This is a genomic window from Aminobacter sp. BE322, from assembly GCF_050433525.1.
Lineage (GTDB): Bacteria > Pseudomonadota > Alphaproteobacteria > Rhizobiales > Rhizobiaceae > Aminobacter.
In genome coordinates, this window is sequence record NZ_JBNPXB010000001.1 from 396479 (window position 1) to 422037 (window position 25559).

The 25559-nt window shown below is 65.6% G+C and carries 21 protein-coding genes and 1 riboswitch; of the genes, 5 read left to right on the forward strand and 16 right to left on the reverse strand.

Going from position 1 to position 25559, the window contains the following annotated elements:
- Nucleotides 1-7 precede the first annotated feature (7 nt).
- From J2X50_RS01945 to J2X50_RS02020, 16 genes are all read right to left on the reverse strand, one after another.
- Nucleotides 8-835, reverse strand: a complete 828-nt coding sequence (locus J2X50_RS01945; protein ID WP_429090991.1) for a biotin--[acetyl-CoA-carboxylase] ligase — start codon at nt 833-835, stop codon at nt 8-10.
- Between the two features lie 4 nt (nt 836-839).
- The gene (nuoN, locus tag J2X50_RS01950; RefSeq protein WP_429090993.1) at nt 840-2276 is read right to left on the reverse strand and encodes an NADH-quinone oxidoreductase subunit NuoN; all 1437 of its coding nucleotides are present in this window, start codon (nt 2274-2276) and stop codon (nt 840-842) included.
- Between the two features lie 17 nt (nt 2277-2293).
- Nucleotides 2294-3799 (reverse strand): NADH-quinone oxidoreductase subunit M, encoded by a 1506-nt coding sequence (locus J2X50_RS01955; protein ID WP_429090994.1) that lies wholly within the window; start codon nt 3797-3799, stop codon nt 2294-2296.
- Nucleotides 3799-5787 (reverse strand): NADH-quinone oxidoreductase subunit L, encoded by a 1989-nt coding sequence (gene nuoL, locus J2X50_RS01960; protein WP_429090996.1) that lies wholly within the window; start codon nt 5785-5787, stop codon nt 3799-3801. The genes J2X50_RS01955 and nuoL overlap by 1 nt, the downstream gene beginning before the upstream one ends.
- A 10-nt stretch (nt 5788-5797) precedes the next feature.
- A complete protein-coding gene (nuoK, locus tag J2X50_RS01965) occupies nt 5798-6106 on the reverse strand; it encodes an NADH-quinone oxidoreductase subunit NuoK (protein WP_429090998.1) in 309 nt (102 codons plus the stop codon).
- A 2-nt stretch (nt 6107-6108) separates the two neighbouring features.
- The gene (locus tag J2X50_RS01970) at nt 6109-6729 is read right to left on the reverse strand and encodes an NADH-quinone oxidoreductase subunit J (RefSeq protein ID WP_429091000.1); all 621 of its coding nucleotides are present in this window, start codon (nt 6727-6729) and stop codon (nt 6109-6111) included.
- Nucleotides 6730-6857: 128 nt separating this feature from the next.
- Complete coding sequence (nuoI, locus tag J2X50_RS01975) at nt 6858-7349, reverse strand: NADH-quinone oxidoreductase subunit NuoI (RefSeq protein ID WP_340038851.1); 492 nt, start codon at nt 7347-7349, stop codon at nt 6858-6860.
- Nucleotides 7349-8392 (reverse strand): NADH-quinone oxidoreductase subunit NuoH, encoded by a 1044-nt coding sequence (gene nuoH / locus J2X50_RS01980; protein WP_347965121.1) that lies wholly within the window; start codon nt 8390-8392, stop codon nt 7349-7351. The genes nuoI and nuoH overlap by 1 nt, the downstream gene beginning before the upstream one ends.
- 8 nt (nt 8393-8400) lie before the next feature.
- Nucleotides 8401-10482, reverse strand: a complete 2082-nt coding sequence (nuoG, locus tag J2X50_RS01985) for an NADH-quinone oxidoreductase subunit NuoG (RefSeq protein WP_429091001.1) — start codon at nt 10480-10482, stop codon at nt 8401-8403.
- A 139-nt stretch (nt 10483-10621) separates the two neighbouring features.
- Nucleotides 10622-11365 (reverse strand): NADH-ubiquinone dehydrogenase, encoded by a 744-nt coding sequence (locus J2X50_RS01990; RefSeq protein ID WP_429091002.1) that lies wholly within the window; start codon nt 11363-11365, stop codon nt 10622-10624.
- Between the two features lie 92 nt (nt 11366-11457).
- Complete coding sequence (nuoF, locus tag J2X50_RS01995) at nt 11458-12759, reverse strand: NADH-quinone oxidoreductase subunit NuoF (RefSeq protein ID WP_429091004.1); 1302 nt, start codon at nt 12757-12759, stop codon at nt 11458-11460.
- A gap of 11 nt (nt 12760-12770) precedes the next feature.
- Nucleotides 12771-13838, reverse strand: a complete 1068-nt coding sequence (gene nuoE / locus J2X50_RS02000) for an NADH-quinone oxidoreductase subunit NuoE (RefSeq protein WP_429091006.1) — start codon at nt 13836-13838, stop codon at nt 12771-12773.
- Nucleotides 13839-14233: 395 nt separating this feature from the next.
- Nucleotides 14234-15424: an NADH-quinone oxidoreductase subunit D gene (locus J2X50_RS02005; RefSeq protein ID WP_429091008.1), complete on the reverse strand. Its 1191-nt coding sequence runs from the start codon at nt 15422-15424 to the stop codon at nt 14234-14236.
- Between the two features lie 9 nt (nt 15425-15433).
- Complete coding sequence (locus J2X50_RS02010; RefSeq protein ID WP_347965116.1) at nt 15434-16039, reverse strand: NADH-quinone oxidoreductase subunit C; 606 nt, start codon at nt 16037-16039, stop codon at nt 15434-15436.
- 6 nt (nt 16040-16045) lie between these two features.
- Nucleotides 16046-16627 (reverse strand): NuoB/complex I 20 kDa subunit family protein, encoded by a 582-nt coding sequence (locus J2X50_RS02015; RefSeq protein WP_429091010.1) that lies wholly within the window; start codon nt 16625-16627, stop codon nt 16046-16048.
- Nucleotides 16618-16983 carry an NADH-quinone oxidoreductase subunit A gene (locus J2X50_RS02020; RefSeq protein ID WP_340038842.1) on the reverse strand — a complete coding sequence of 122 codons (366 nt, stop codon included), beginning with the start codon at nt 16981-16983 and terminating at the stop codon, nt 16618-16620. Before J2X50_RS02020 ends, J2X50_RS02015 begins: the two co-directional genes overlap by 10 nt.
- A 343-nt stretch (nt 16984-17326) precedes the next feature.
- On the opposite strand from J2X50_RS02020, the gene J2X50_RS02025 reads away from it, so the two are divergent.
- From J2X50_RS02025 to cobG, 5 genes are all read left to right on the forward strand, one after another.
- Nucleotides 17327-18553 (forward strand): winged helix-turn-helix domain-containing protein, encoded by a 1227-nt coding sequence (locus J2X50_RS02025; RefSeq protein ID WP_429091013.1) that lies wholly within the window; start codon nt 17327-17329, stop codon nt 18551-18553.
- Nucleotides 18549-18751: riboswitch (cobalamin riboswitch) on the forward strand. Its footprint overlaps the gene before it by 5 nt.
- A 38-nt stretch (nt 18752-18789) precedes the next feature.
- Nucleotides 18790-19224 carry a DUF1636 family protein gene (locus tag J2X50_RS02030; RefSeq protein ID WP_429091014.1) on the forward strand — a complete coding sequence of 145 codons (435 nt, stop codon included), beginning with the start codon at nt 18790-18792 and terminating at the stop codon, nt 19222-19224.
- On the forward strand, nt 19221-20258 hold the full coding sequence (gene cobW, locus J2X50_RS02035) for a cobalamin biosynthesis protein CobW (protein ID WP_429091016.1): 1038 nt from the start codon (nt 19221-19223) through the stop codon (nt 20256-20258). Before J2X50_RS02030 ends, cobW begins: the two co-directional genes overlap by 4 nt.
- A 14-nt stretch (nt 20259-20272) precedes the next feature.
- Complete coding sequence (locus J2X50_RS02040; RefSeq protein ID WP_429091018.1) at nt 20273-23923, forward strand: cobaltochelatase subunit CobN; 3651 nt, start codon at nt 20273-20275, stop codon at nt 23921-23923.
- Nucleotides 23920-25557, forward strand: coding sequence for a precorrin-3B synthase (cobG, locus tag J2X50_RS02045; protein ID WP_429091019.1), 1638 nt, complete (start codon nt 23920-23922; stop codon nt 25555-25557). The genes J2X50_RS02040 and cobG overlap by 4 nt, the downstream gene beginning before the upstream one ends.
- Nucleotides 25558-25559: the final 2 nt, after the last annotated feature.

Below are 25559 nucleotides of genomic sequence, written 5' to 3' on the forward strand. Positions count from 1 at the left end.
AGGTCAGTCAGGCAGCGCCGGCAGAGGCCACGGCGCCGAAATGCACGTCGCCGGCGGCGATCTTCACCGTCTCACCTTTAGCGTCACGGATGACGAAGCGACAATCCTCGTCAATGGTTTCAAAGATTCCGCGCACGACATTTCCCTCGAGCCGTACGGCAACCTCGCTGCCGAGACCGGCGGCACGCTCCAGCCACTTCCGCCGGATTGCGGCAAGCCCCCGCCCCCCGGCCCAGAGCCTTTCGTTCTCGCTCCAGCCGTCGGACAGCGCCAGGAACAGCGTCTCCGCATCGACGTCGGATCCAAGGCTGGCAAGCGACGTCGCCGGATAGGGAACGTCGGTGGGATGGGCGACGACATTGACGCCGATGCCGATCGCGACGGCGAGCCGCCCATGCGGAAGCGTCGTCGATTCGAGCAGGATGCCGGCGAGCTTTGCCCCCGAGGCCAGGACGTCGTTCGGCCATTTCAGCTCGAAACGCTTGACGCCCTGCCCGCTGCCGCCATCGACACCGACGGCAAAGCGTGCATTCGGAGCGACCGCGTCGAGCGCATCGGCCAGCGCCAGCCCGGCGACGAAGCCGAGCGTCGCGGCATATTGCAGATCGCGATCCAGGATCGTGAGCAGCGTCGCGGCGAGATTGCCCTCCGGCGTCGCCCAGTTGCGCCCGCGCCGGCCGCGTCCGCTTTCCTGCTTCTTGGAGACGACCCAGAGTTTTCCCGGGTCACCGGCCAGTGCCCGCTCCAGCGCCAGCGCATTTGTCGACCCCACCGAGTCATGGGCTTCCAGGCGGAAGCCGGCAGCGCTGGCCGTTGGTGCGAGTTGGAACCCCATGCCGTCAGAAGAACGTCTTGGCAGCGGCTTCCGCCATCTGCCCGACGGGGCCACCGATCAGCACGTAGAACAACACGAATGCGCCGGAGAGCCCGAGCACCAGGCGCAGTTCGCCGGCCATCGGCTGGAAGCCGCCGACCGGTTCGTCGAACCACATGACCTTGATGATGCGCAGGTAATAGAACGCACCGACGACCGAAGCCAGCATGCCGATGATGGCCAGCGCGTAGAGCTTGGCGTCGATGGCCGCGAGGAAGACGTACCACTTCCCCCAGAAGCCCGCGAGCGGCGGAATGCCGGCCAGCGAGAACATCAGGATGGTGAGGATGGTCGCCATCATCGGGTTGGTGTTCGACAGGCCGGCCAGATCGCTGATCTGCTCGACATTGCCGTCCTTGCGGCGCATCGCCAGGATGAAGGCGAAGGTGCCGAGCGTCATGACCATGTAGATCAGCATGTAGATGACCACGCCGCGGACGCCGGCCTGGCTGTTGGCGGCAAGGCCGACCAGCGCATAGCCCATGTGACCGATCGACGAATAGGCCATCAGGCGCTTGATGTTCTTCTGGCCGATCGCGGCGAAGGCGCCCAGCGCCATCGAGGCGATGGAGATGAAGACCACGATCTGCTGCCAGTCGGGCGCGATCGGCTCGAAGGCGCCGACGGTGACGCGAACGATCAGCGCCATCGCGGCCATCTTCGGGGCGGCGGCAAAGAAGGCGGTCACCGGCGTCGGCGCGCCTTCATAGACGTCCGGCGTCCACATGTGGAACGGAACGGCCGAGATCTTGAAGCAGAGGCCGGCCAGCACGAACACCAGGCCGAAGACCAGCCCAAGCTGACGCTCGCCGCCGCTCAACGCAGTGGCGACCGCCTCGAAGGAGGTGTGGCCGGTGTAGCCGTAGACCAGGCTGATGCCGTAGAGCAGCATGCCCGAGGACAGCGCGCCCAGCACGAAGTACTTCAGGCCGGCCTCGGTCGAGCGCACGTTCTCGCGATTGATCGCTGCGATGACGTAGAGCGCCAGCGACTGCAGCTCGAGCCCGAGATAGAGCGCCAGCATGTCGTTCGCCGAGATCATCAGCAGCATGCCGAGCGTCGACAGCATGACCAGCACCGGATATTCGAACTTGTCGAACTTCTCGGCCTTGGCGAACCCCACCGACATCACCAGCGTGACCACCGAGCCGACCAGCGTCAGCATCTTCATGAAGCGGGCGAAGGGATCGGAGACGAAGGCGCCGCCGTAGGCCGCACCGTCGCCGCCGAAGACCAGCATCCAGCCACCCGCTGCGATCAGCAGCGCGACGGCCAGGCCGGTGACGGTCGTGTTGGCCCGCTCGCCCGAGAACACGCCGACCATCAGCAGCGCGAGCGCGCCGGCGGCAATGATCAGTTCGGGCGCCGAGAGCGAGAGGCTCGAAAGGAGTTCGGGCGTCATTGTTCGCAAAACCCCTGTCAGTTCGCCGCCGCGGTCTGCGCGGCGTCGATCGATACGGTTACGTTGTTGATCAACGCCTTCACGGAAGCGGCCGTGGCGTCGAAGACCGGCGCCGGATAGACGCCGTAGAAGATGACCAGGATGACGAGCGGGTAGAGTACCACCTTCTCGCGGCCGGACAGGTCGAACAGGCCCTTCAGGCTTTCCTTGGTCAGCGCGCCGAAGACGACGCGGCGGTAGAGCCAGAGCGCATAGGCCGCCGACAGGATCACGCCGGTCGCCGCGAACAGCGCCACCCAGGTATTGACCTGGAAGATGCCGAACAGCGTCAGGAACTCGCCGACGAAGCCGCTGGTGCCGGGCAGGCCGACATTGGCCATCGTGAAGATCAGGAAGGCCACGGCATATTTCGGCATGTTGTTGACGAGGCCGCCATAGGCCGCGATCTCGCGGGTGTGCATGCGGTCGTAGACCACGCCGACGCAGAGGAACAGCGCGCCCGACACCAGGCCGTGGCTGAGCATCTGGAAGATCGCGCCCTGCACGCCTTCCTGGTTCATGGCGAAGATGCCCATGGTCACGTAGCCCATGTGCGCCACCGACGAATAGGCGATCAGCTTCTTGATGTCCTCCTGCATCAGCGCCACCAGCGAGGTGTAGATGATGGCGATGACCGACAGGGAGAAGACCAGCGGGGCGAAGAGCTCTGAGGCCAGCGGGAACATCGGCAGCGAGAAGCGCAGGAAGCCGTATCCGCCCATCTTGAGCAGGATGCCGGCCAGGATGACCGAACCCGCCGTCGGCGCCTCGACGTGCGCGTCGGGCAACCAGGTGTGTACCGGCCACATCGGCATCTTCACCGCGAACGAGGCGAAGAACGCGAGCCACAGCCACGTCTGCATGCTGGCCGGGAAGCCGTATGTCAGCAAGGTCGGGATGTCGGTCGTGCCGGCCTGCCAGAACATCGCCATCACGGCGAGAAGCATGAGCACGGAGCCGAGCAGCGTGAACAGGAAGAACTTGAAGCTCGCATAGACGCGGCGCTTGCCGCCCCACACGCCGATGATGATGAACATCGGGATGAGGACGCCTTCGAAGAAGACGTAGAAGAGCACGATGTCGAGCGCGCAGAACACGCCGATCATCATCGTCTCCAGGACAAGGAACGAGATCATGTATTCCTTGACGCGCTTTTCCACCGACTCCCAACTCGCCAGGATGCACAGCGGCATCAGGAAGGTCGTCAGGATGACGAACAGCATGGAGATGCCGTCGACGCCCATCTTGTAGGAGATGCCGGAGTCGAGCCAGGCGGCCTGCTCGACGAACTGGAAGCCCGGCTCCGCATTGTCGAAGTAGACCCAGATCAGCAGCGATACCGCGAAGGTGAACACCGTGGTCCAAAGCGCGACGTTGCGGATGTTGCGCCGCGCAGCTTCGCCGTCGTCCCGGATCAGCAGGATCAGGAGCGCGCCGACGAGCGGCAGGAAGGTGACCAGCGAAAGAATGGGAACGCCAGACATCAGAAGGAGCTCCCGAGCATCATCCAGGTAACGAGGGCGGCCACGCCGATCAGCATGGCGAAAGCGTAGTGGTAAAGGTAGCCGCTCTGCAGCTTGACGACGCGGCTCGTCACGTCGACGACGCGGGCCGAAATACCGTCGGCGCCGAAGCCGTCGATCAGCCAACCGTCACCCTTCTTCCACAGGAAGCGGCCAAGCCACTTGGCCGGGCGCACGAAGAGGAAGTCGTAGAGTTCGTCGAAGTACCACTTGTTGAGCAGGAAGGCGTAGAGCCCGCGGTGACGCTGAGCCAGCATCTTCGGCATTTCCGGCGAGCGGATGTAGAACAGGTAGGCCATGCCGAAGCCGATGATCGTGGCCACGAACGGCGCGAGCTTCACCCACATCGGCACGGTGTGGAACTCATGCAGGATCTCGTTGGTCTCGAGCGTGAACAGCACGCCCTTCCAGAACTCGCCATAGGCCTCGCCGATGAACTGCTGGTGGAACATCACGCCCGCAAACAGCGCGCCCACGGCCAGGATGAACAGCGGCACCAGCATCACCGGCGGCGATTCGTGCACGTGGTGCATGACGTCGGCGGTGGCACGCGGCGTGCCGTGGAAGGTCATGAAGATCAGGCGCCAGGAATAGAAGCTGGTGAAGCAGGCGACGATGACCAGCGCGGCAAAGGCGAAGCCCGCGACCGCGTTGTGACCTACGAAAGCGCCTTCGATGATGGCATCCTTGGAGAAGAAGCCGGACGTACCGATGATCGTCGCCGGGATGCCGACGCCGGTAAGTGCCAGCGTGCCGATCACCATCATCCAGTAGGTGCTGGGGATCAGCTTCCGGAGACCGCCCATCTTGCGCATATCCTGTTCGTCCGAGACGGCGTGGATCACCGAGCCCGATCCCAGGAACAGCAGCGCCTTGAAGAAGGCATGCGTGAACAGGTGGAAGATCGCGGCCGAGTAGAAGCCCATGCCGAGTGCCACGAACATGTAACCAAGCTGCGAGCAGGTCGAATAGGCGATGACGCGCTTGATGTCGTTCTGCACGAGGCCGACGGTTGCCGCGAAGAAAGCGGTGAAGGCGCCGATGAAGGTCACGACCGTCAGGGCCGTGCCCGACAGTTCGAAGATCGGCGACAGGCGGGCCAGCATGAAGACGCCGGCGGTGACCATCGTCGCCGCATGGATCAGGGCCGAAACGGGAGTCGGGCCTTCCATCGCGTCCGGCAGCCAGGTGTGCAGCGGCACCTGTGCCGACTTGCCCATGGCGCCCATGAACAGCAGCAGGCAAACGACGGTGATCGCATTGGACTTGTCGAGCGCATAGCCGAGGAAGTTCAACACTGCCTCGCCGTTCTCGGCGGCGCCTTCCGCCGGCAGGTACGAAGCGGCATTGGCGAAGATGGTGCCCAGGTTCACCGAGCCGAACAGCATGAACACGCCGAAGATGCCGAGCAGGAACCCGAAGTCGCCGACGCGGTTGACGACGAAGGCCTTGATGGCGGCAGCGTTCGCCGAGGGCTTCTTGTACCAGAATCCGATCAGCAGGTAGGACGCCAGGCCCACGCCTTCCCAGCCGAAGAACATCTGGACGAGGTTGTCCGACGTCACCAGCATCAGCATGGCGAAGGTGAACAGCGACAGATAGGCAAAGAAGCGCGGCCGATGCGGGTCGTGGTGCATGTAGCCGATCGAGTAGATGTGCACCAGGGCCGACACGGTATTGACGACGACCAGCATGACCACCGTCAGCGTGTCGATGCGCAATTCCCAGTTGGCCTGCAGCGCGCCGGAATCGAGGAAGCGCAGCACCGGCACGGTGAACACCTCGACGTCGCCGAGGCCGACCGTGATGAAGGCCACCCAGGACAGCACGGCGCAAACCACCAGCAGCCCGGAAGTGACGTACTCGGATGCCTTCGCACCGATCGCGCGGCCGAACAGGCCGGCGATCAGGAAGCCGAGCAGCGGAAGGAAGACGATTGCCTGATACATTTTTGTCCCGTCAGCCCTTCATCATGTTCACGTCTTCGACCGCGATGGAGCCGCGGTTGCGGAAGAATACGACCAGAATGGCAAGACCGATCGCCGCCTCGGCGGCAGCAACCGTAAGCACGAACAGCGCGAACACCTGCCCGACCAGGTCGCCGAGCTGGGCCGAGAACGCCACGAAGTTGATATTGACCGCGAGCAGGATGAGCTCGACCGACATCAGGATGACGATGACGTTCTTGCGATTCAGGAAGATGCCGAACACGCCGAGCGTGAACAGGATCGCCGAAACGGTCAGATAATGTGCGATGCCGACAACCATGGTCAGATTCCCTTGCCCGTCTCGACCTTCTTGACCTCGATCGCGGTGGCCGGGGTGCGGGCCACCTGCGCGGGGATGCTCTGGCGCTTGACGTTCGGCTTGTGGCGCAGCGTCAGCACGATGGCGCCGATCATGGCGACCAAAAGCACGAGGCCGGCGATCTGGAAGAAGTAGATGTAGTCCGTGTAGAGGATGTCGCCGAGCGCCGCCGTGTTGTGGCGCACCGCGACGTCCGGCGTGGGCTGTGCCACCGTCTCGGCCAGCTTCGGCGCGAAGGCGTAGCCGCCGGTGACGACGATCAGTTCGGCGGCGAGGATGAGGCCTACCAGCGCGCCGATCGGGGCATATTGCAGCGCGCCCGACTTGAGCTCGGCGAAGTCGACGTCCAGCATCATGACGACGAACAGGAACAGCACCGCGACCGCGCCGACGTAGACCACCAAGAGGATCATCGCCAGGAACTCGGCGCCCGTCAGAAGGAACAGGCCCGCGGCGTTGAAGAACGTCAGGATCAGGTAGAGCACCGAATGAACCGAGTTGCGGGCGGAAATGACCATGAAGGCCGACGCCACCGCGATGAAGGCGAAGAGGTAGAAGAATACCGCTTCAAGTCCGTTGAGCATGGGGTTCCCCCGGTTTTCCTTTCGGGCTCGGCGCGCAGCGCCCCGCCCTGTTCACGTCCTTGCCCCGCCTCCGGAGCCGGCCGCGCGTTCCTTAGACGAGCCGGCAAGGCCCGCCCATCGTTCAAGCCTCAGCGATACGGCGCATCCATCGCGATGTTGCGCGCGATCTCGCGTTCCCAACGATCGCCGTTCGCGAGCAGCTTGTCCTTGTCGTAGTAGAGCTCCTCGCGCGTCTCCGTCGCGAATTCGAAGTTCGGCCCCTCGACGATGGCGTCGACCGGGCAGGCCTCCTGGCAGAAGCCGCAATAGATGCACTTCACCATGTCGATGTCGTAGCGCACCGTGCGGCGGGTGCCGTCGTTGCGGCGCGGGCCGGCCTCGATGGTGATGGCCTGCGCCGGGCAGATCGCCTCGCACAGCTTGCAGGCGATGCAGCGTTCCTCGCCGTTGGGATAGCGGCGCAACGCATGCTCGCCACGGAAGCGCGGGCTGACCGGCCCCTTCTCGTGCGGGTAGTTCAGCGTGTGCTTCGGCGCGAAGAACTGCCGCATCGACAGGAAGAACGCGCCGACGAAATCCTTCAGCAGCAGCGACTTGGCGGCTTGGGCTAGAGCTGACATCAGGCGGCTCCGGTAAGCTTGAGGACGGCGGCGGTGATGACGACCATCGCCAGCGAGATCGGCAGGAACACCTTCCAGCCCAGGCGCATCAGCTGGTCGTAGCGGTAGCGCGGCACGAAGGCCTTCACCATGGCGAACATGAAGAACACCATGCACACCTTGAGCACGAACCAGATCACGCCCGGCACCCAGGTGAAAGGCGCGAAGTCGAAGGGCGGCAGCCACCCGCCGAGGAACAGGATCGTCGTCAGCGCGCACATCAAGACGATGGCCACGTATTCGCCGAGGAAGAACAGCAGGAACGGCGTCGACGAGTATTCGATCATGTGACCGGCGACAAGCTCCGACTCCGCCTCGACCAGGTCGAAGGGCGGGCGGTTCGTTTCGGCCAGCGCCGAGATGAAGAAGATCACGAACATCGGGAACAGCACGAGCCAGTTCCAGTCGAGGAACGTGTTCGGCAGGCCGAGCCGCGTGCCGATGCCGTCGCCCTGCGACATCACGATGTCGGAGAGGTTGAGCGAGCCGACGGTGAGCAGCACGCAGACGATGACGAAGCCGATCGAGACTTCATAGGACACCATCTGGGCGGCCGAACGCAGCGCGCCGAGGAACGGATACTTCGAGTTCGACGCCCAGCCGCCCATGATCACGCCATAGACCTCGAGCGAGGAGATGGCGAAGACGTAGAGGATGCCGACATTGACGTTGGCGATGGCCCAGCCCTCGCTGACGGGGATCACCGCCCAGGCGGCGATCGCCAGCACGGCGGAAACCACCGGCGCCAGCAGGAACACGCCCTTGTTGGCGCCCGACGGGATCACCGGCTCCTTGAAGACGAACTTCAGCAAGTCGGCGAAAGCCTGCAGCAGGCCCCAGGGACCGACCACGTTCGGGCCGCGGCGCAGCTGCACCGCCGCCCAGATCTTGCGGTCGGCATAGAGGATGTAGGCGACGAAGATCAGCAGGACGACGATCAGAACGACCGACTTCAGGAGGATGATCAACGCCGGCAGGACGTAGAAGGAGAAGAAGGTATCCATGACAGCCCTTACTCCGCCGCCTGCTTGAAGCCGTTCTTGGCCAATGCCGAACACTCGGCCATCACCGCCGACGCGCGTGCGATCGGGTTGGTGAGGTAGAAGTCCTTCACGGTCGAGTGGAAGGCGCCCTTGTTCAGCCGGCCGCCAAGCTTGGCGACCTTGGCGATGTCGTCATTGTCGCCGGCGTCGATCTCGTCGACGCGGGCAAGGTGCGGGAACTCGGCGTGGAGCCTGGCGCGCAGCTGCTGCAGCGAATCGAACGGCAGCTTGTGACCGAGCACGTCCGAAAGCGCGCGCAGGATCGCCCAGTCTTCCTTGGCCTCGCCCGGCGCGAAGCCGGCGCGGGTGGTCATCTGCACGCGGCCCTCGGTGTTGACGTAGGTGCCCGACTTCTCGGTATAGGCGGCGGCCGGCAGGATGACGTTGGCGCGATGCGCGCCGGCATCGCCATGCGTGCCGACATAAACCACGAAGGCGTCGCCGGTCTTCGACATGTCGATCTCGTCGGCGCCGAGCAGGAACAGCACGTCCGTCTCGCCCAGCATGCCGGCAACGTTCTTGCCCCCCTCGCCCGGCACGAAGCCGATGTCGAGGCCGCCGACGCGGGCGGCCGCCGTGTGCAGCACGGCAAAGCCGTTCCAGTCCGGACGGCTCGCCTTGACGGCGCCGGCCAGCTTGGCGGCCTGGCCGAGCACGGCCGAACCGTCGGTGCGGGCGATCGCGCCCTGGCCGACGATGATCAGCGGGTGCGAAGCCTTCTTGAGCACCGAGAAGAACTTGCCGTTGCCTTCGGCCAGATCCTTCAGCGTCTCCGGGCCCGCGCCCAGCTGCTCGTAGTCGTAGCGCAGGTCGCCGACCTCGCCGATGACGGCCACCGGCACCTCGCCGCCGCGCCAGCGCTTGCGGATGCGGGCGTTGAGGACCGAAGCCTCGAAGCGCGGGTTGGAGCCGATGATCAGGATGGCGTCGGCCTGCTCGATACCCTCGATGGTCGGGTTGAAGATGTAGCTGGCGCGGCCGAGCGACGGGTCGAGTGCTGCGCCGTCCTGGCGGCAATCGACGTTCTTCGAGCCGAGCGAAGCGATCAGCTGCTTCAGCGCATACATTTCCTCGGTCGTCGCGAGATCGCCGGCGATGGCGCCGATTCGGTCGGCCGACGTCTTGGAGACGGCATCCTTGATCGCGCCGAAGGCCTCGCCCCAGGTCGCCGGCACCAGGCGTCCGTTATGGCGCACATAGGGGCGGTCGAGGCGCTGGGTGCGCAGGCCGTCCCAGATGAAGCGGGTCTTGTCGGAGATCCACTCCTCGTTCACCTGCTCGTTGACGCGCGGCATGATGCGCATCACTTCGCGGCCTCTGGAGTCGACGCGGATCGCCGAGCCGACGGCGTCCATCACGTCGATTGACTCGGTCTTGGTCAGCTCCCACGGACGCGCCTGGAAGGCATAGGGCTTCGAGGTCAGCGCGCCGACCGGGCACAGGTCGATGACGTTGCCCTGCAGCTCGGAGGTCATCGCCTGCTCGAGATAGGTGGTGATCTCGGCGTCCTCGCCGCGGCCGATCAGGCCGAGCTCGGAGATGCCGGCCACTTCGGTGGTGAAGCGGACGCAGCGCGTGCAGTGGATGCAGCGCGTCATGATCGTCTTGACCAGCGGGCCGATGTACTTGTCCTCGACCGCGCGCTTGCTTTCCTGGTAGCGCGATCCGTCGAGGCCGAAGGCCATCGCCTGGTCCTGCAGGTCGCATTCGCCGCCCTGGTCGCAGATCGGGCAGTCGAGCGGATGGTTGATGAGTAGGAACTCCATCACGCCTTCGCGGGCCTTCTTGACCATCGGCGTGTTGGTGAAGATCTCGGGTGCCTCGCCGTTGGGGCCTGGGCGCAGGTCGCGCACGCCCATGGCGCAGGAAGCCGCCGGCTTGGGCGGTCCACCCTTCACCTCGACAAGGCACATGCGGCAGTTGCCGGCGATCGACAGCCGCTCATGGAAACAGAAGCGCGGCACTTCCGCGCCCGCCTCTTCCGCCGCCTGCAGCAGCGTATAGTGGTCGGGTACCGAAATCTCTTTCCCGTCGACCTTAAGCTTTGCCATAGCGCCTCAAATCCCGCGGCTAACCCGCATTCCGTCCTGCGAGGGGCGCGGCCTTGGCTGCGCCCCCGAAATCCTCAGTTCACTTCTAGAGCGTCGCGCGTCCATTCGGACGCGCAAAGGACGCTCTAGCACTTAGAGTCTACGCATCGGGCTTTCCGAAAATCGTGTCCGATTTTCGGGCCGATGCGTGGCTGGCAAGCGTGGCCGCCTGCCCTATCCAGTCGTCCCGGCCGATCCGGCCCTTGAAGCCGAGGTAGTCGTCGGCCCAGGCCACTTCCGCCGGCGTCCAGGCCGCTATCTGCGCCCAGGTCCAGATGCCCAGGCCGTTCAGCACCTGCTCCAGCTTCGGCCCGATGCCGGAGATCGCCTTCAGGTCGTCCGGCGTTGCCGGCCTGTCGACCGAGCGCGGCTGCCTGAAGTCCTCGGGCAGCAGGGTGCCGGTGTCTTCTGCGACCGTCGTCGGTTCCACAGGCTCTGCCGGTGCCGCCTCGGCCACCTCAGGCTGCTTCGCCTGCTCCAGCTTGCGCGCCAGCGACTTGACATCGGCGATCAGCGAGGCGGTGGTCGCTTCCGCGCGCCTGGCCGCCGTTTCGCGCGACGCCGCGACATGCAGCGCGCCGGCGAAATCGCCGTAGTCCGGCGAGAACATCCGTTGCGCTGCTTCGGTTGCCCCGGCCACGGCTCCCATCCACACGCCGAACGCGTGGCTGGCGAATCCGACGCCGAGTGCGGAGGCAGCAGCGACACCTGCGGCAGGATGCACGAAAAGGTTCGCCGCGCCGGCGAACTCCTTCGGCAGCATCATGGCCGCGAAGTCCCTGTTCATCTGCTCCATACGTTCCATGTCAGGCACTGCAACTTCGGGAATGGGAAATGTCGACATCGATAAGCTCCTTGTCGCCTTCGCCGTTCGCCTCTGCCTCGTCGTTTCCTGTTTCGCCATCGGGCCTTAGGCCCGCACTTTCTGATATTTCCTTACTCGGCCGCCATAAGCGGCGCGACGCGGTTCGCGTTGCGCGAGAATTCGTCGATGCGCCGCTCGATCTCCGGACGGAAGTTGCGGATCAGGCCCTGGATCGGCCATGCGGCCGCGTCGCCGAGGGCGCAGATCGTGTGGCCTTCCACCTGCTTCGTCACGTCGAGCAGCATGTCGATCTCGCGCTTCTGCGCCTCGCCACGCACCAGACGCTCCATCACGCGCCACATCCAGCCCGTGCCCTCGCGGCACGGCGTGCACTGGCCGCAGCTCTCGTGCTTGAAGAAGTAGCTGAGACGCGCGATCGCCTTCACGATGTCGGTCGACTTGTCCATGACGATCACGGCAGCCGTGCCGAAGGACGACTTCTTCTCGCGCAGGCCGTCGAAATCCATCGGGCAGTCGATGATGTCCTCGGCCTTGACGACCGGGCACGATGCGCCGCCGGGGATCACGGCCAGCAGGTTGTCCCAGCCGCCGCGGATGCCGCCGCCGTGCTTCTCGACCAGCTCGCGGAAGGTGATGCCCATGGCCTCTTCGACCGTGCAGGGCGTGTTGACGTGGCCGACCAGCATGAACAGCTTGGTGCCGACATTGTTCGGACGGCCGATCGACGAGAACCAGGCGGCGCCGCGGCGCAGGATGGTCGGCGCAACGGCGATCGACTCGACGTTGTTCACCGTGGTCGGACAGCCATAGAGGCCGACATTGGCCGGGAACGGCGGCTTCAGGCGCGGCTGGCCCTTCTTGCCCTCCAGGCTTTCGAGCAGCGCCGTCTCCTCGCCGCAGATATAGGCGCCGGCGCCGTGGTGGACGTAGATCTCGAAGTCGTAGCCGTTCTTGTTGTTCTTGCCGATCAGCTTGGCCTCGTAGGCCTCGTCGATCGCCCGCTGCAGCGCTTCGCGCTCGCGGATGAATTCGCCACGCACATAGATGTAGGCCGCGACCGCGCCCATGGCGAAGCCGGCGAGCAGGCAGCCCTCGACCAGCGTGTGCGGGTCGTGGCGAAGGATGTCGCGATCCTTGCAGGTGCCCGGCTCGGATTCGTCGGCATTGACGACCAGGTAGGACGGGCGCCCGTCGCTGGTCTTGGGCATGAACGACCACTTGAGGCCGGTCGGGAAGCCGGCGCCGCCGCGGCCGCGCAGTCCCGACGCCTTCATCTCGTTGATGATCCACTCGCGGCCTTTGTCGATGATGGCCTTGGTGCCATCCCACTGCCCGCGCGCCATCGCCCCGGCCAGCGACTGGTCGAAGCGGCCGTAGATGTTGGTGAAAATGCGATCCTTGTCCTCAAGCATGTTTCTGCTCCTCAGACCGGCTTCTTGCCGAAGACGCGGACGTATTCGGCCACACCGCCCTTGGCGAGCGCCTTGGCCTGCTTGACCCAGTCGTCACGCTCGATGCGACCCTTGAAATTCAGATAGCCGTCGACCCAGTCGCGCTCGGCCTTCTTCCACGCAGCCACCTGGGCGAAGGTGAAGATGCCGAGTTCGTGCAACGTGCCTTCGATCTTCGGGCCAACGCCGGAAATCAGCTTGAGGTCGTCGACGGCTGCCGGCCTGGCGATGCCGGCGGGACGGTTCTTGTCCTCGAGCGAGGGCTTTGCCGGGGCATCGGCCTTCTTGGCCGGTGCCGCCTTGGGCTTCTCCGCGACGGCAGCAACGGCTGCCGGCTGCGGTGCTGCGGCTGCCGGGGCAGTTGCAGCGGCCTTTGCGGCCTTCGCAGCCGCCTTGGCCTCCTTGTCGCGGGTGGTCTTCAGCACACCCTTTTCGTCCTTGAGCGAAGTGAAGCCGGTGATCGGCGCCGAATAGTGGCGGCCGGTCTGCGGGCCGGGCTTCACCTGGTTGCCCTTGCCCGCCTCGAACAGGTCGATGATCTCGGCGAGCCGCTCCGGCGTCAGGTCCTCGTAGGTGTCCTTGAAGATCATGACCATCGGCGCGTTCACGCAGGCGCCAAGGCACTCGACCTCTTCCCACGACAGCGTGCCCGCCTCGTTGGTGTGGAACTGGTCGCGGTGGATCTTCGAACGGCAGACGTCCATCAGCTCTTCCGAGCCGCGCAGCATGCACGGCGTGGTGCCGCAGACCTGGACATGAGCGCGCGTGCCGACCGGCTTCAGCTGGAACTGCGTGTAGAAGGTCGCGACTTCGAGGACGCGGATGTAGGGCATGCCGAGCATGTCCGCGACGTGCTCGATGGCAGCCTTCGTCACCCAGCCGTCCTGCTCCTGCGCAAGCATCAGGAGCGGGATCACGGCCGACTGCTCGCGGCCCTTGGGGTACTTCTTGATCCAGGTTTTCGCCTGCGAAGTGAACGCCTTGTTGAAGGCGAACGAGGCAGGCTGGACGCTGGCTTCTGCGAGACGGCGGACTGACATGATATTCGCTTTGCTTGTCTCTTAGTTTCTTGAGCTATACGCGCGGTAGCACCGCTCGGGCTGCGCTAAAATACACACAAACTCGTCACTTCCCCGGCCAAGCCGGACATAGGTCTCATAGCGGTCGCCCAGCCAACGCACAAACTCGGCTTGCGGGCGTGACACGCTCGGAACCTGGGCGACGAACTCTTCCGCCATCGGGGAAGTCTGCCTCGTCTCCATCCGATCGACCCTGTATGTCCGCCCGGCCAGCAACTCTCCATTCGCAACGGCACGAAAGCCGGCAGCGAGCAAGTCTGCGGAGGACGTCTCGGATGCGCGCACATCTTCCCTAGCCTCGACAGCACCAGTCGTCAGCAGCGCAAGTAGGGTGATGGCAAGCACACGCGGCATGATTACCGATCCACCTCACCAAACACGATGTCGAGGGAGCCGAGAACGGCCGAGATATCCGCCAGCATGTGGCCGCGGCACAAGAAATCCATCGCCTGGAGATGGGCGAAACCCGGCGCGCGCAGCTTACAGCGGTACGGCTTGTTGGAGCCGTCGGAAACGAGATAGACGCCGAACTCGCCCTTGGGCGCCTCGACGGCCGCGTAGACCTCGCCGGCCGGCACGCGGTAGCCCTCGGTGTAGAGCTTGAAGTGATGGATGAGCGATTCCATCGAGCGCTTCATGTCGCCGCGCTTGGGCGGAACCACCTTGCCGTCGGTGTTCGACACCGGACCGGTGCTCTCCTTGCCGAGCAGCAGATCGACGCACTGGCGCATGATCTTCGCCGACTGGCGCATCTCTTCCATGCGGATGAGATAGCGGTCATAGCAGTCGCCGTTCTTGCCGACCGGAATGTCGAAATCCATCTCCGGATAGCATTCGTAGGGCTGGCTCTTGCGCAGGTCCCAGGCAGCGCCAGAACCGCGCACCATCACGCCCGAGAACCCCCAGGCCCAGGCGTCGTCGAGCGACACCACGCCGATGTCGACGTTGCGCTGCTTGAAGATGCGGTTGGGGGTCAGAAGGTCATCGAGGTTCTTCACCGTCTGCAGGAACGGATCGATCCACTTGCCGATGTCCTCGACCAGCTTCTGCGGCAGATCCTGGTGGACACCACCCGGCCGGAAATAGGCCGCGTGCATGCGCGCGCCGCAGGCGCGCTCATAGAATACCATCAGCTTTTCGCGCTCTTCGAAGCCCCACAGCGGCGGGGTCAGCGCTCCAACGTCCATCGCCTGCGTGGTGACGTTGAGCAGGTGCGACAGGATGCGGCCGATCTCGGAATAGAGCACGCGGATCAGCTGGCCGCGCTTCGGCACCTCGATGCCGTGCAGGCGCTCGACCGCCAGCGCAAAGGCGTGCTCCTGGTTCATCGGCGCGACATAGTCGAGCCGGTCGAAATAGGGCACGGCCTGCAGATAGGTCTTCTGCTCGATCAGCTTCTCGGTGCCGCGGTGCAAGAGGCCGATATGCGGATCGACGCGGTCGACCACCTCGCCGTCGAGCTCGAGCACCAGGCGCAGAACGCCGTGCGCGGCCGGGTGCTGCGGGCCGAAGTTGATGTTGAAGTTGCGGACGGAGGTTTCAGCCATTTCGCCGCCTCAATTCGTCTTGGCTTTTTCGTCGCCCGGCAGCACATATTCGGTGCCCTCCCAGGGAGACAAAAAGTCGAAATTGCGGAATTCCTGCTTGAGCTCGACCGGCTCGTAGACGACGCGCTTCTGCTCGTCGTCGTAGCGCACTTCGACGAAGCCGGTGAGCGGGAAGTCCTTGCGCAGCGGGTGTCCTTCGAAGCCGTAGTCGGTCAGAAGCCGGCGCAGGTCGGGATGGCCCGAGAACAGGATGCCGTACATGTCGTAGGCCTCGCGCTCGAACCAGTCGGCGCCCGGATAGACCGGGGTGACGGACGGGACCGGCGTGTCCTCGTCGGTGCGCACCTTGACGCGGATGCGCAGGTTCTGCCGCGGCGACAGGAGGTGGTAGACGACGTCGAAGCGCTTGGCGCGCTGCGGATAGTCGACGCCCGACACATCGATGAACGAGACGAACTGGCACTGCACGTCGTTGCGCAGGAAGGTCAGCACGTCGACGATGTCGGCAGCCTTCACCGTCAGCGTCAGCTCGCCATAGGCGAGCACGCTTTCCTCGATGTCCGCGTCGAGCTTTTCCGCGATATAGGCGGCAAGGTCCTTCAGGGCTTCACTCATGTGGGATCACCGCTCGATGGTGCCGGTGCGGCGGATCTTCTTCTGCAGAAGAAGGATGCCGTAGAGGAGCGCTTCGGCGGTCGGAGGACAGCCGGGCACGTAGATGTCGACGGGCACGACGCGGTCGCAGCCACGCACCACCGAATAGGAATAGTGGTAGTAGCCGCCGCCGTTGGCGCACGAGCCCATCGAGATGACGTAGCGCGGCTCGGGCATCTGGTCGTAGACCTTGCGCAGCGCAGGCGCCATCTTGTTGGTCAGCGTGCCGGCCACAATCATCACGTCCGACTGGCGCGGAGAAGCGCGCGGCGCGATGCCGAAGCGCTCTGCGTCATATCGCGGCATCGAGATGTGCATCATCTCCACCGCGCAGCAGGCGAGGCCGAAGGTCATCCACATCAGCGAGCCTGTGCGCGCCCAGGTGATCAGCGCCTCCGACGAGGTGACGAGGAAACCCTTGTCTGAAAGCTCGTTGTTCAGCTCGCCGAAGAAGGCGTCGTCCGAACCGATCAGCTTGCCGGTGTTCGGATCGATGATGCCCTTGGGCCGCGGCGCGATCAGGGTGCCGGAGGCGTCGTTCAATCCCATTCCAGCGCTCCCTTTTTCCACTCGTAGACGAAGCCGATGGTCAGCACGGCCAGGAAGATCATCATCGACCAGAAGCCGAGCATGCCGATCTCACCGAAGGACACCGCCCACGGAAACAGGAACGCCACTTCGAGATCGAAGATGATGAAGAGGATGGACACCAGGTAGAACCGGATGTCGAATTTCATGCGGGCATCGTCGAAGGAGTTGAAGCCGCACTCGTAGGCCGACAGCTTTTCCGGGTCCGGGCTGCGGTAGGCGACGAGGAAGGGCGCCACGATGAGGGCGATGCCGACTACGAGCGCCACACCGATGAAAATGACGATGGGCAGATACGAACTCAGGAGAGCGTTCATGCTGCGAATTCCGTTGGTGGCCAATCCACCCAGACTTACAGCACGGGGTCCGTTTCCGGAAGCGCGACGGTTCCTCGCCGGTTCGGACGAAACGGTCGTGCTGCAATGCGGCGACGGTTAGCGCAGGCAGTCGGGCGAAGCAAGCCCAACCTTGTCCGAAAGGTGGCAAACCCCACGGCTGGGCCAGAATCCTGGGGGCACGGCCCATCTTTGATTTCCTTCTATTTTTACTCCACTTTACTCTCCTGACAAGTCCCGAGCCGCGCTTCTGCTAGCATCTGCAGCAAAGTGCGATTCCCCTGCCCTAGCGTCACATTTCCGAAGACTGCGATAGCTTGCCGCAATGACTGAAAAAATCTCCCTGGCCACCGCCCGCCGCATCGCTCTCGCCGCGCAGGGTTTTGCCGATCCGCCGCCGGCCGGAGCGATCACGCGACGTCACCTCAAGCGTGTGCTCGACCGCACCGGCCTGTTCCAGATCGATTCGGTCAGCGCCGTCGTCCGCGCCCACTACATGCCGCTCTATTCGCGACTCGGCCCCTATCCGATGGCGCTGCTCGACGATGCCATGCAGCCGAAAAAGCGCATGCTGTTCGAATATTGGGCGCACGAGGCCTCGCTGCTGCCGCTCGAGACCTTTCCGCTGATCCGCTGGCGCATGGAGTGCGCCGATACGGAAATGTACTCGGGCCTGGCCAAATTCGGCCGCGAGCACCGCAGCCAAATCGAAGCGATCTACCGGGAGGTCGTCGACCGCGGACCGATCGCTGCGTCCGATATAGAAGGGACCAAAGGCTCGGGCGGCTGGTGGGGCTGGAGCCGCGAGAAGTATGCCTTCGAATGGCTGTTCTGGGCCGGCCGCATCACCACCCATTCGCGCCGCGGCTTCGAGCGGCTCTACGACCTGCCCGAACGCGTCCTGCCCGGCGAGATATTTAACCGCCCTGCCCTGCCAGCCGCCGACGCGCATCGCGAACTCCTCAGGATTTCCGCCCGCGCCCACGGCGTCGCCACCGCCATCTGCCTGCGCGACTACTTTCGCCTGTCGCCGGCCGACATGAAGGACCGGCTCGAGGAATTGGTAGAGATGGGCGAACTGGTTCCGGTGCGGGTCGAAGGCTGGAACCGGCAGGCCTATCTCCACGCCGGGGCGCGTGTCCCACGCAAGATCCAGGCACGCGCCCTGCTCGCGCCCTTCGATCCGCTCGTATTCGAACGCACCCGTACCGAGAAGTTGTTCGACTTCCGCTATCGCATCGAGATCTACACCCCGGCGGACAAGCGCCAGTACGGCTACTACGTGCTGCCGTTCCTGCTCGGCGAGCGCATCGTCGCCCGCATCGACCTGAAGGCCGATCGCCCGGCGGGCGTGCTGCGCGTTCACGCGGTCTATTCGGAACCATGTGCCCCGGCCGAAACCGCAGCCGAACTCTATGAAGAACTCAAACAGATGCGCGACTGGCTCGGCCTCGAGCGCATCGAGGTGACGCCCGCCGGCGACCTAGGGCCGGCGCTGAGCGACATTGTTGGTCGCTCCGCTGCGTTGACTCCAACCCTGCCTACCGCCTAAATCGCCAGTCGACGGTCCTCCGCCCGCAAAGGCGGAGGCTAAGAGGGAATGCGGTGCGGCTTTTTCGGCCAACTCCGCGGCTGTCCCCGCAACTGTGAGCGAAGAGCCGAGCTCGAAGACCACTGGGAGATTTCCCGGGAAGGCGGGCGACGGCGACGATCCGCAAGCCAGGAGACCTGCCGTCTGAGACTGTGATCCGATCGCCTGGCGGGTGTCCCGGGCAGGGAGCCTGGATTTTGGACTTCGACGACAATTTTCCGGTCGGGACTTCGGACGCGTGCTGCGACGCAGCCGGCACGCCTGCTTGCGACGTGACCATCCTCGTCTGCTCCTCCTGCCGCGACGAGACGGGCTCTGACGCCCATCCCCGCGCCGGCGCGAAACTTGCCGAGCACGCCCGTATCGCAGCCGGCGGCGACGTCGCCGTGCGCACCGTCGAATGCCTCGGCAACTGCAAGCGCCGACTGAGCGCCGCGCTCATCCGCGACGGCGCCTGGAGCTACGTCTTCGGCGATCTCACCATCTCGTCGGGCGAAGACCTCGTCACCGGCGCAAGGCTCTTCGCCACCTCGACCGACGGCCTCATCCCCTGGCGCGGCCGTCCCGACAGCCTCAAGCGCGGCCTCGTCGCGCGCATCCCACCACTTGCTCTCATCAAGGAAGACAAATGACCGCCTCCGTCGAACGCGTTCCCTGCACCGTCGTCACCGGCTTTCTCGGCGCCGGCAAGACCACCCTGCTCCGCAACATCCTCGAGAACTCCAAGGGCAAGCGCCTCGCCATCATCGTCAACGAATTCGGCGACGTCGGCATCGACGGCGAGATCCTCAAGGGCTGCGGCATCGACGCCTGCCCGGAAGAAAACATCGTCGAGCTCGCCAACGGCTGCATCTGCTGCACGGTCGCCGACGACTTCGTGCCGGCCCTCGACCAGATTCTGTCGCGCACGCCGAAGGTCGACCACATCCTGATCGAGACCTCGGGCCTCGCTTTGCCCAAGCCCCTGGTGCAGGCCTTCCAGTGGCCGACGGTGAAGAGCCGCGTCACAGTGGATGGCGTCATCGCCGTGGTCGACGGCCCCGCACTTGCCGACGGCAATGTTGCCTCCGACATGGAGGCGCTCGCCGCCCAGCGCCTGGCCGATGATTCGCTCGACCATGACGATCCGGTCGAAGAAGTGTTCGAGGACCAGGTCGCCTGCGCCGACCTCATCATCCTGTCCAAGTCCGACCTGCTCGACGAGGCCGGCCATGCGCGTGCCAGCGCCATCGTCGGCGAGCATCTGGCACGCGCGGTCAAGATCGTGCCGTCGGCGCATGGCAAGGTCGATCCGTCGGTGCTGCTCGGCCTCGGCCTCGCCGTCGAGGACGACATCGAGAACCGCAAGACCCACCATGACGGCGCCTTCGACCACGAGCACGACGACTTCGACACCTTCGTCATCGAGATCCCCTCGATCGCCAGCCCGGAAGAACTCGCCAAGCGCGTCGCCACCGCCGCGGAGGAAGAAAACGTGCTGCGTGTAAAAGGCTTCGTCGACGTCGGCGGCAAGCCGATGCGCCTGCTCGTCCAGGCCGTCGGCCCGCGCGTCAACCACTACTACGACCGCGCCTGGACCGTCGAAGACGATCGCCGCTCGCGTCTCGTGGTCATCGGCCTCAAGGGCCTCGACCGCCCGGCCATCGAGCGCATCCTGGTCGGCTGAACCGGACGACAGGGATGCATATCCTCACCACCACATCCGCCTCGCTCGACGACCTGATCGAGCCTGTGGACCTCAGGCAGAAGCCTGCGGATGTGGTGGCGCTGTCCTTCACCGACAGCGACCTGGCCGGCCTCGCCAACGCCTGGAAGGCGGAGGCGACAAACCTGCCGTCGATGCGACTGGCCAATCTGCGCGACCTCCGCCACCCGATGTCGGTCGACCTCTGGATCGACAGCGTTGCGGCGCATGCCAAGGTCGTCCTCGTCCGCATCCTCGGCGGCCACGACTGGTGGCGCTACGGCTGCGACCGCCTCGCAGCCCTTGCGCGCGAAAAAGGCATCGCGCTGGCGCTGCTGCCCGGCGAGAGCCACGACGAGGATCTCAGGCTGATCGAAGCCTCGACGCTGCCGCGCGGAGAACTCGACGCTCTGCTCGGCTACTTCCGCGAGGGCGGCCCCGAGAACATGAAGGCGCTGGTCGCGCGGCTGGCAGGATTGGCGGGCGTTAGCAGTACAGCTGTCGCACCGGTTTCGGTGCCGAAGGCGGGATTCTATGATCCGGAGCGGGGCGTGGCCTTGGCCCCGTTCTCCCCGTTCACGGGGAGAAGGTCCCGGCAGGGGGATGAGGGGCAGGAGCCCACATCGCCCCTCTTGGCGCAGCCCCTCATCCGCCCCTTCGGGGCACCTTCTCCCCGTAAACGGGGAGAAGGAAGCACCATCCCCATCCTCTTCTACCGCTCGATACTGCTCGCCGCCGACGTAGCGCCGATCGACGCATTGGTCGAAGCACTCAGGGCACAAGGTCTTCGCCCTGTCCCGATCTTCGTCTCCAGCCTCAAGGACAAGGATTCCCTCGCCTTCGTCGACGCGGCTTTGGCCGAGCTGGACCCCGCGGCCATCGTCACCGCGACCGCCTTTGCCGCAGGCGCCGAACCGGGCGCGGAAACGCTGTTCGACCGTGCCGGCGTGCCGGTCTTCCAGGTCATCGTCGCCACCACCCGCCGCGAGGCCTGGGAAGGCAGCCCGCGCGGCCTGGCGCCCGCCGACCTCGCCATGCATGTGGTGATGCCCGAACTCGACGGCCGCATCCTCGCCTGCGCCATTTCCTTCAAGGCCGAGAGCGACGTCGACCCCGCACTCGGCTTCCGCGCGTTTTCCAACCGGCCAGAGCCCGACCGCGTCGAACAGGTCGCCCGCCGTATTGCAGCACACCTCGGGCTGCGTGAGACGCCCCGCGAAAAACGCAAGCTCGCGATCCTCATCCCCGACTACCCCAGCGCCCCCGGCCGCACCGGCTATGCCGTCGGCCTCGACGTGCCATCCAGCTTGCTCGCCATGCTGCACGACCTCAAGGACGCCGGCTACGACGTTGAATCGATTCCGGAATCGCCACGGGCGCTTCTCGACCTGATCGAGGCCGGCGGGCATGGGCTTGCGCTTGAAGACTATGTAGAACTCTCCGCCGATCTGCCCACGGAAGCAAGGAATGCAGTCGAGGCGGCGTGGGGGGAAGCTGCGCTGGAGGCTGAAACGCCGCCGCCGTCGCGCCGCCCCTCATCCCCTGCCGGACCTTCTCCCCGTCAGGACGGGGAGAAGGAAGCTGGCCGCAGCGCCAACGCCAATGAAGATGGCCGCAGCGCCGGTGCCCCCCTCTCCTCGTCCTTACGGGGGGAGGGTAAGGGTGAGGGGCGGCTCGCCCTCCGAGGTGAGCAGCTCAGCGCTGAAGAGGAGCCACTCTATTTCCCCTTCCGCGCCGCCACCTTCGGCAACGTCACCGTCGCCCTCGCCCCCGATCGTGGCCGCTCGGCCGACCGCCGCGCCGACTATCACGACCCGACGCTGCCGCCGCGCCATGCGCTGCTCGCCTTCGGGCTCTGGCTGCAAAAGTCCCTCGGCGTCCACGCCATCGTCCATGTCGGCGCCCATGGCACGCTCGAATGGCTGCCGGGCAAGGCGGTGGCGCTGAGCCAAAACTGTTTCCCCGAGATCGTCACCGGTTCGCTGCCGGTGGTCTATCCCTTCATCGTCTCCAACCCCGGCGAAGCCGCCCAGGCAAAGCGCCGCATTGCGGCCGTCACCCTCGGCCACCTGCCGCCGCCGCTCGCTTCGGCCGGGCTGGACGAGCACCAGCAGAAGCTCGAGCGCCTGGTCGACGAATACGCCCAAGCCGACGGCCTCGACCGCCGCCGCCGCGACCGGTTGGCCAAGCTCATCGTCGAGACCGCCGCCCAGACCGGCCTCGCCGCCGAGGCCGGCGTCGCCCAGACCGACGCGCCCGACGAGGCGCTGCGCCGCATCGACGCCTGGCTCTGCGACCTCAAGGACTTCGCCATCAAGGACGGCTTGCACATCTATGGTCGAGCCGAAGCAGACGAGCCTCACGCGGCACGCCGCGCCAGCGCCGAGGCCGAGCGGCAAAACCTGATCGCCGCCCTCGACGGCCGCCACGTCAAAGCCGGCCCGTCAGGTGCGCCGGCGCGTGGCCGCACCGACGTGCTCCCCACCGGGCGAAACTTGTTTACGTCGGACCCGCGCACCATGCCGACGCCGACGGCCTTCGACCTCGGCAAAGCAGCCGCAGACGAGATCATGCGCAGCTACCTGCAGAGCCACGGCGAATGGCCGCGCGCGCTGGTCATCGACCTTTGGGGCAGCGCGTCATTGCGCACCGGCGGCGAGGAAATCGCGCAGGGCCTGGCGCTGATGGGCTGCCGGCCGCAATGGGACGCCGCTACCGGCCGCGTCACCGGCGTCGAGGTGCGGCCGCCGGCCGCGCTCGGCCGCCCGCGCGTCGACGTCACCTGGCGCATCTCGGGCCTGTTCCGCGACATGTTCCCGACCCAGATCGCGCTGATAGATGCAGCCGCCCGCGCCGTCGCCACCCGCGACGAGGACGACCACGACAACCCGCTCGCCGCCAGCACCCGTGCCGCGGGCAAGGTCGAGCCGCGCATCTTCGGCTCCTCGCCCGGCACCTATGGCGCCGGCCTCGAAGACCTTTTGTCCAGCGGCGACTGGCAGGACCGCGAAGAATTGGGCCGCGCCTATCTCGACGCCGCGTCGCATGCCTATGGCGGCAGCGACGGCGAGGGTGTTTCGGCGCCCGGCGCCTTTGCCGGCCGTATCGCCGAGGCCGACCTGCTGGTCCACACTGGCGACGACCCCGGTCGCGACATCCTCGAGGGGTCCGCCGACGTCGCCTTCATCGGCGGCTTCACGGCGGCGCTCACTGCGCTCGGCAAGAATGCCGACGTCATCGTGCTCGACACCTCCGACCCGCACAAACCGCGCCCGCGGTCCGTCACCGAAGCCGTCGGCCGCGTCGTGCGCGCCCGCGCTACCAACGCCCGCTTCATCGCCGGCCAGATGCGCCACGGCCCGCGCGGCGCCTCCGAATTCGCCGAGACCGTCGACCGGTTGATCGGTTTCGCCGAGACCACCAACGCCATCCCGGGCGCGCTGATCGAGGCCGTCCACGACGCTTATGTGGGCAACGACGCCGTGCGCGACTTCATGCTGCGCGAAAACCCGGCGGCAGCGAAATTCATCGCCGAGCGCTTCGCCGCCGCGCGCCGGCGCGGCCTGTGGCGCCCGCTGCGCAACTCCATCGACGACGATCTCGCCGCCCTCATCGCCGAGGCTGAAGCGCGCGAGGTCGCGGCATGACCAGCTTCTCCCGACGCGGCGCCTGCCCGGCCCTTTCAGCCCCGATGCAGACGGGCGACGGATTACTTGTCCGCATCAATCCGCTCGCTGGAGAACTCGCGCCCAAGACGTTGATCGGACTCTCGGAATCCGCCGCGCGTCATGGCAACGGCATCGTCGAGGTCACCGCCCGCGGCAGCATCCAGATCCGGGGCCTGACGGCGGAAAGCGCGTGCTTGCTGGCCGAGGAAGTCGATGCGCTCGGCATCGCGGTGCGCACCGGCGTGCCCGTCGACACCAGCCCGCTCGCCGGCATCGATCCGGCCGAAATCGCCGACCCTGCGCCGGTCGCGGCAGCCATCCGCGCTGGCATTGAAGATGCCGGCCTTGCCTCGCGGCTCGGGCCGAAGGTCTCGGTCGTCGTCGACGGTCGCGGCACGATCGGACTGGGTTCGGTCATGGGCGATGTCAGGCTGGTGGCGGTCGGCGCTTCACGCTGGAGTTTGTCAGTCGCCGGCGACGAACAGGCTGCGACCTTTGTCGGTGAATTCGATGCGCACAAGCCGTGCACGGCTACGCTACACATCCTTCGCGCTGTCGCCGCACTGGGCCGCACGGGTCGCGCTCGTGATCTCGACGCGGAGACGGTGCATGCCGCTATCGAAGGGTTGGAGAGGTCTCATTCCTTCCCACCCCCCTCTGTCCTGCCGGACATCTCCCCCACAAGGGGGGAGATCACGCCGTCATCGACGGCTTCGCCCACAGAACAGACAGAGTTTCACGCAGCCTCGCCAGAGAAGATCGCATCTCCGTCTGCGTCCTCTACGGTGGGGAACTTCGACATCGCAGGTCAAGCGCAGACGGCGGCGCTGCCAATCTCCCCCCTTGTGGGGGAGATGTCCGGCAGGACAGAGGGGGGTGCGAAGGATCGCGACGAAGCCACCCTTGGCTTGTCCCCTATGCACTCTGGCGCTGCTATCCGGGCTGATGAATCGAAATCTGAACGGATTCCCACAACCGGTTCATCTCCCATCGGAATCCTCCGCCTCACCGACGCCCGGATCGCCCTTGGCATAGCCCTCCCCTTCGGCAGCATCGACGCTTCCACGTTGGTCGCATTCTGCGAGGCAGCGACAAACGCCGGCGCCACCGGCATCCGCCCCGCTCCGGGCCGAACCCTGCTCGTCATGGGCCTCGCCCCATCCGCCGCCCACTCCCTCACCACCACTGCCCAATCCCTCGGCCTCGTCACCTCGCCCGCCGATCCCCGCATCCGCATTGCAGCCTGCCCGGGCGCGCCTGCCTGCGCTTCGGGCATGATCGCCGCGCGCGACGTAGCCGCTGACATCGCAACTAACCTCGGAGAAAGCCTCGACACGACGCTCTCGCTGCACGTCTCCGGCTGCGCCAAGGGTTGTGCGCATCCGGGACCTGCCACGCTCACCATCGTCGGTGACGAAAAAGGCGCGGCATTTGTCGTCGGCGGAACGGCGAAGGGCCTTCCGGCCGCCTACACCGCGAGCTATGAAGCCGCGCGCGGCATGGGCCGCCTCACGAAATTGCTCGCCCAGGAGCGCAAGCCGGACGAAGATGCCGCCGCTTGCCTCGCAAGGCTGGGCGCAAAGCACCTCGCGCAAGCTCTGGCACAGGAATGAAC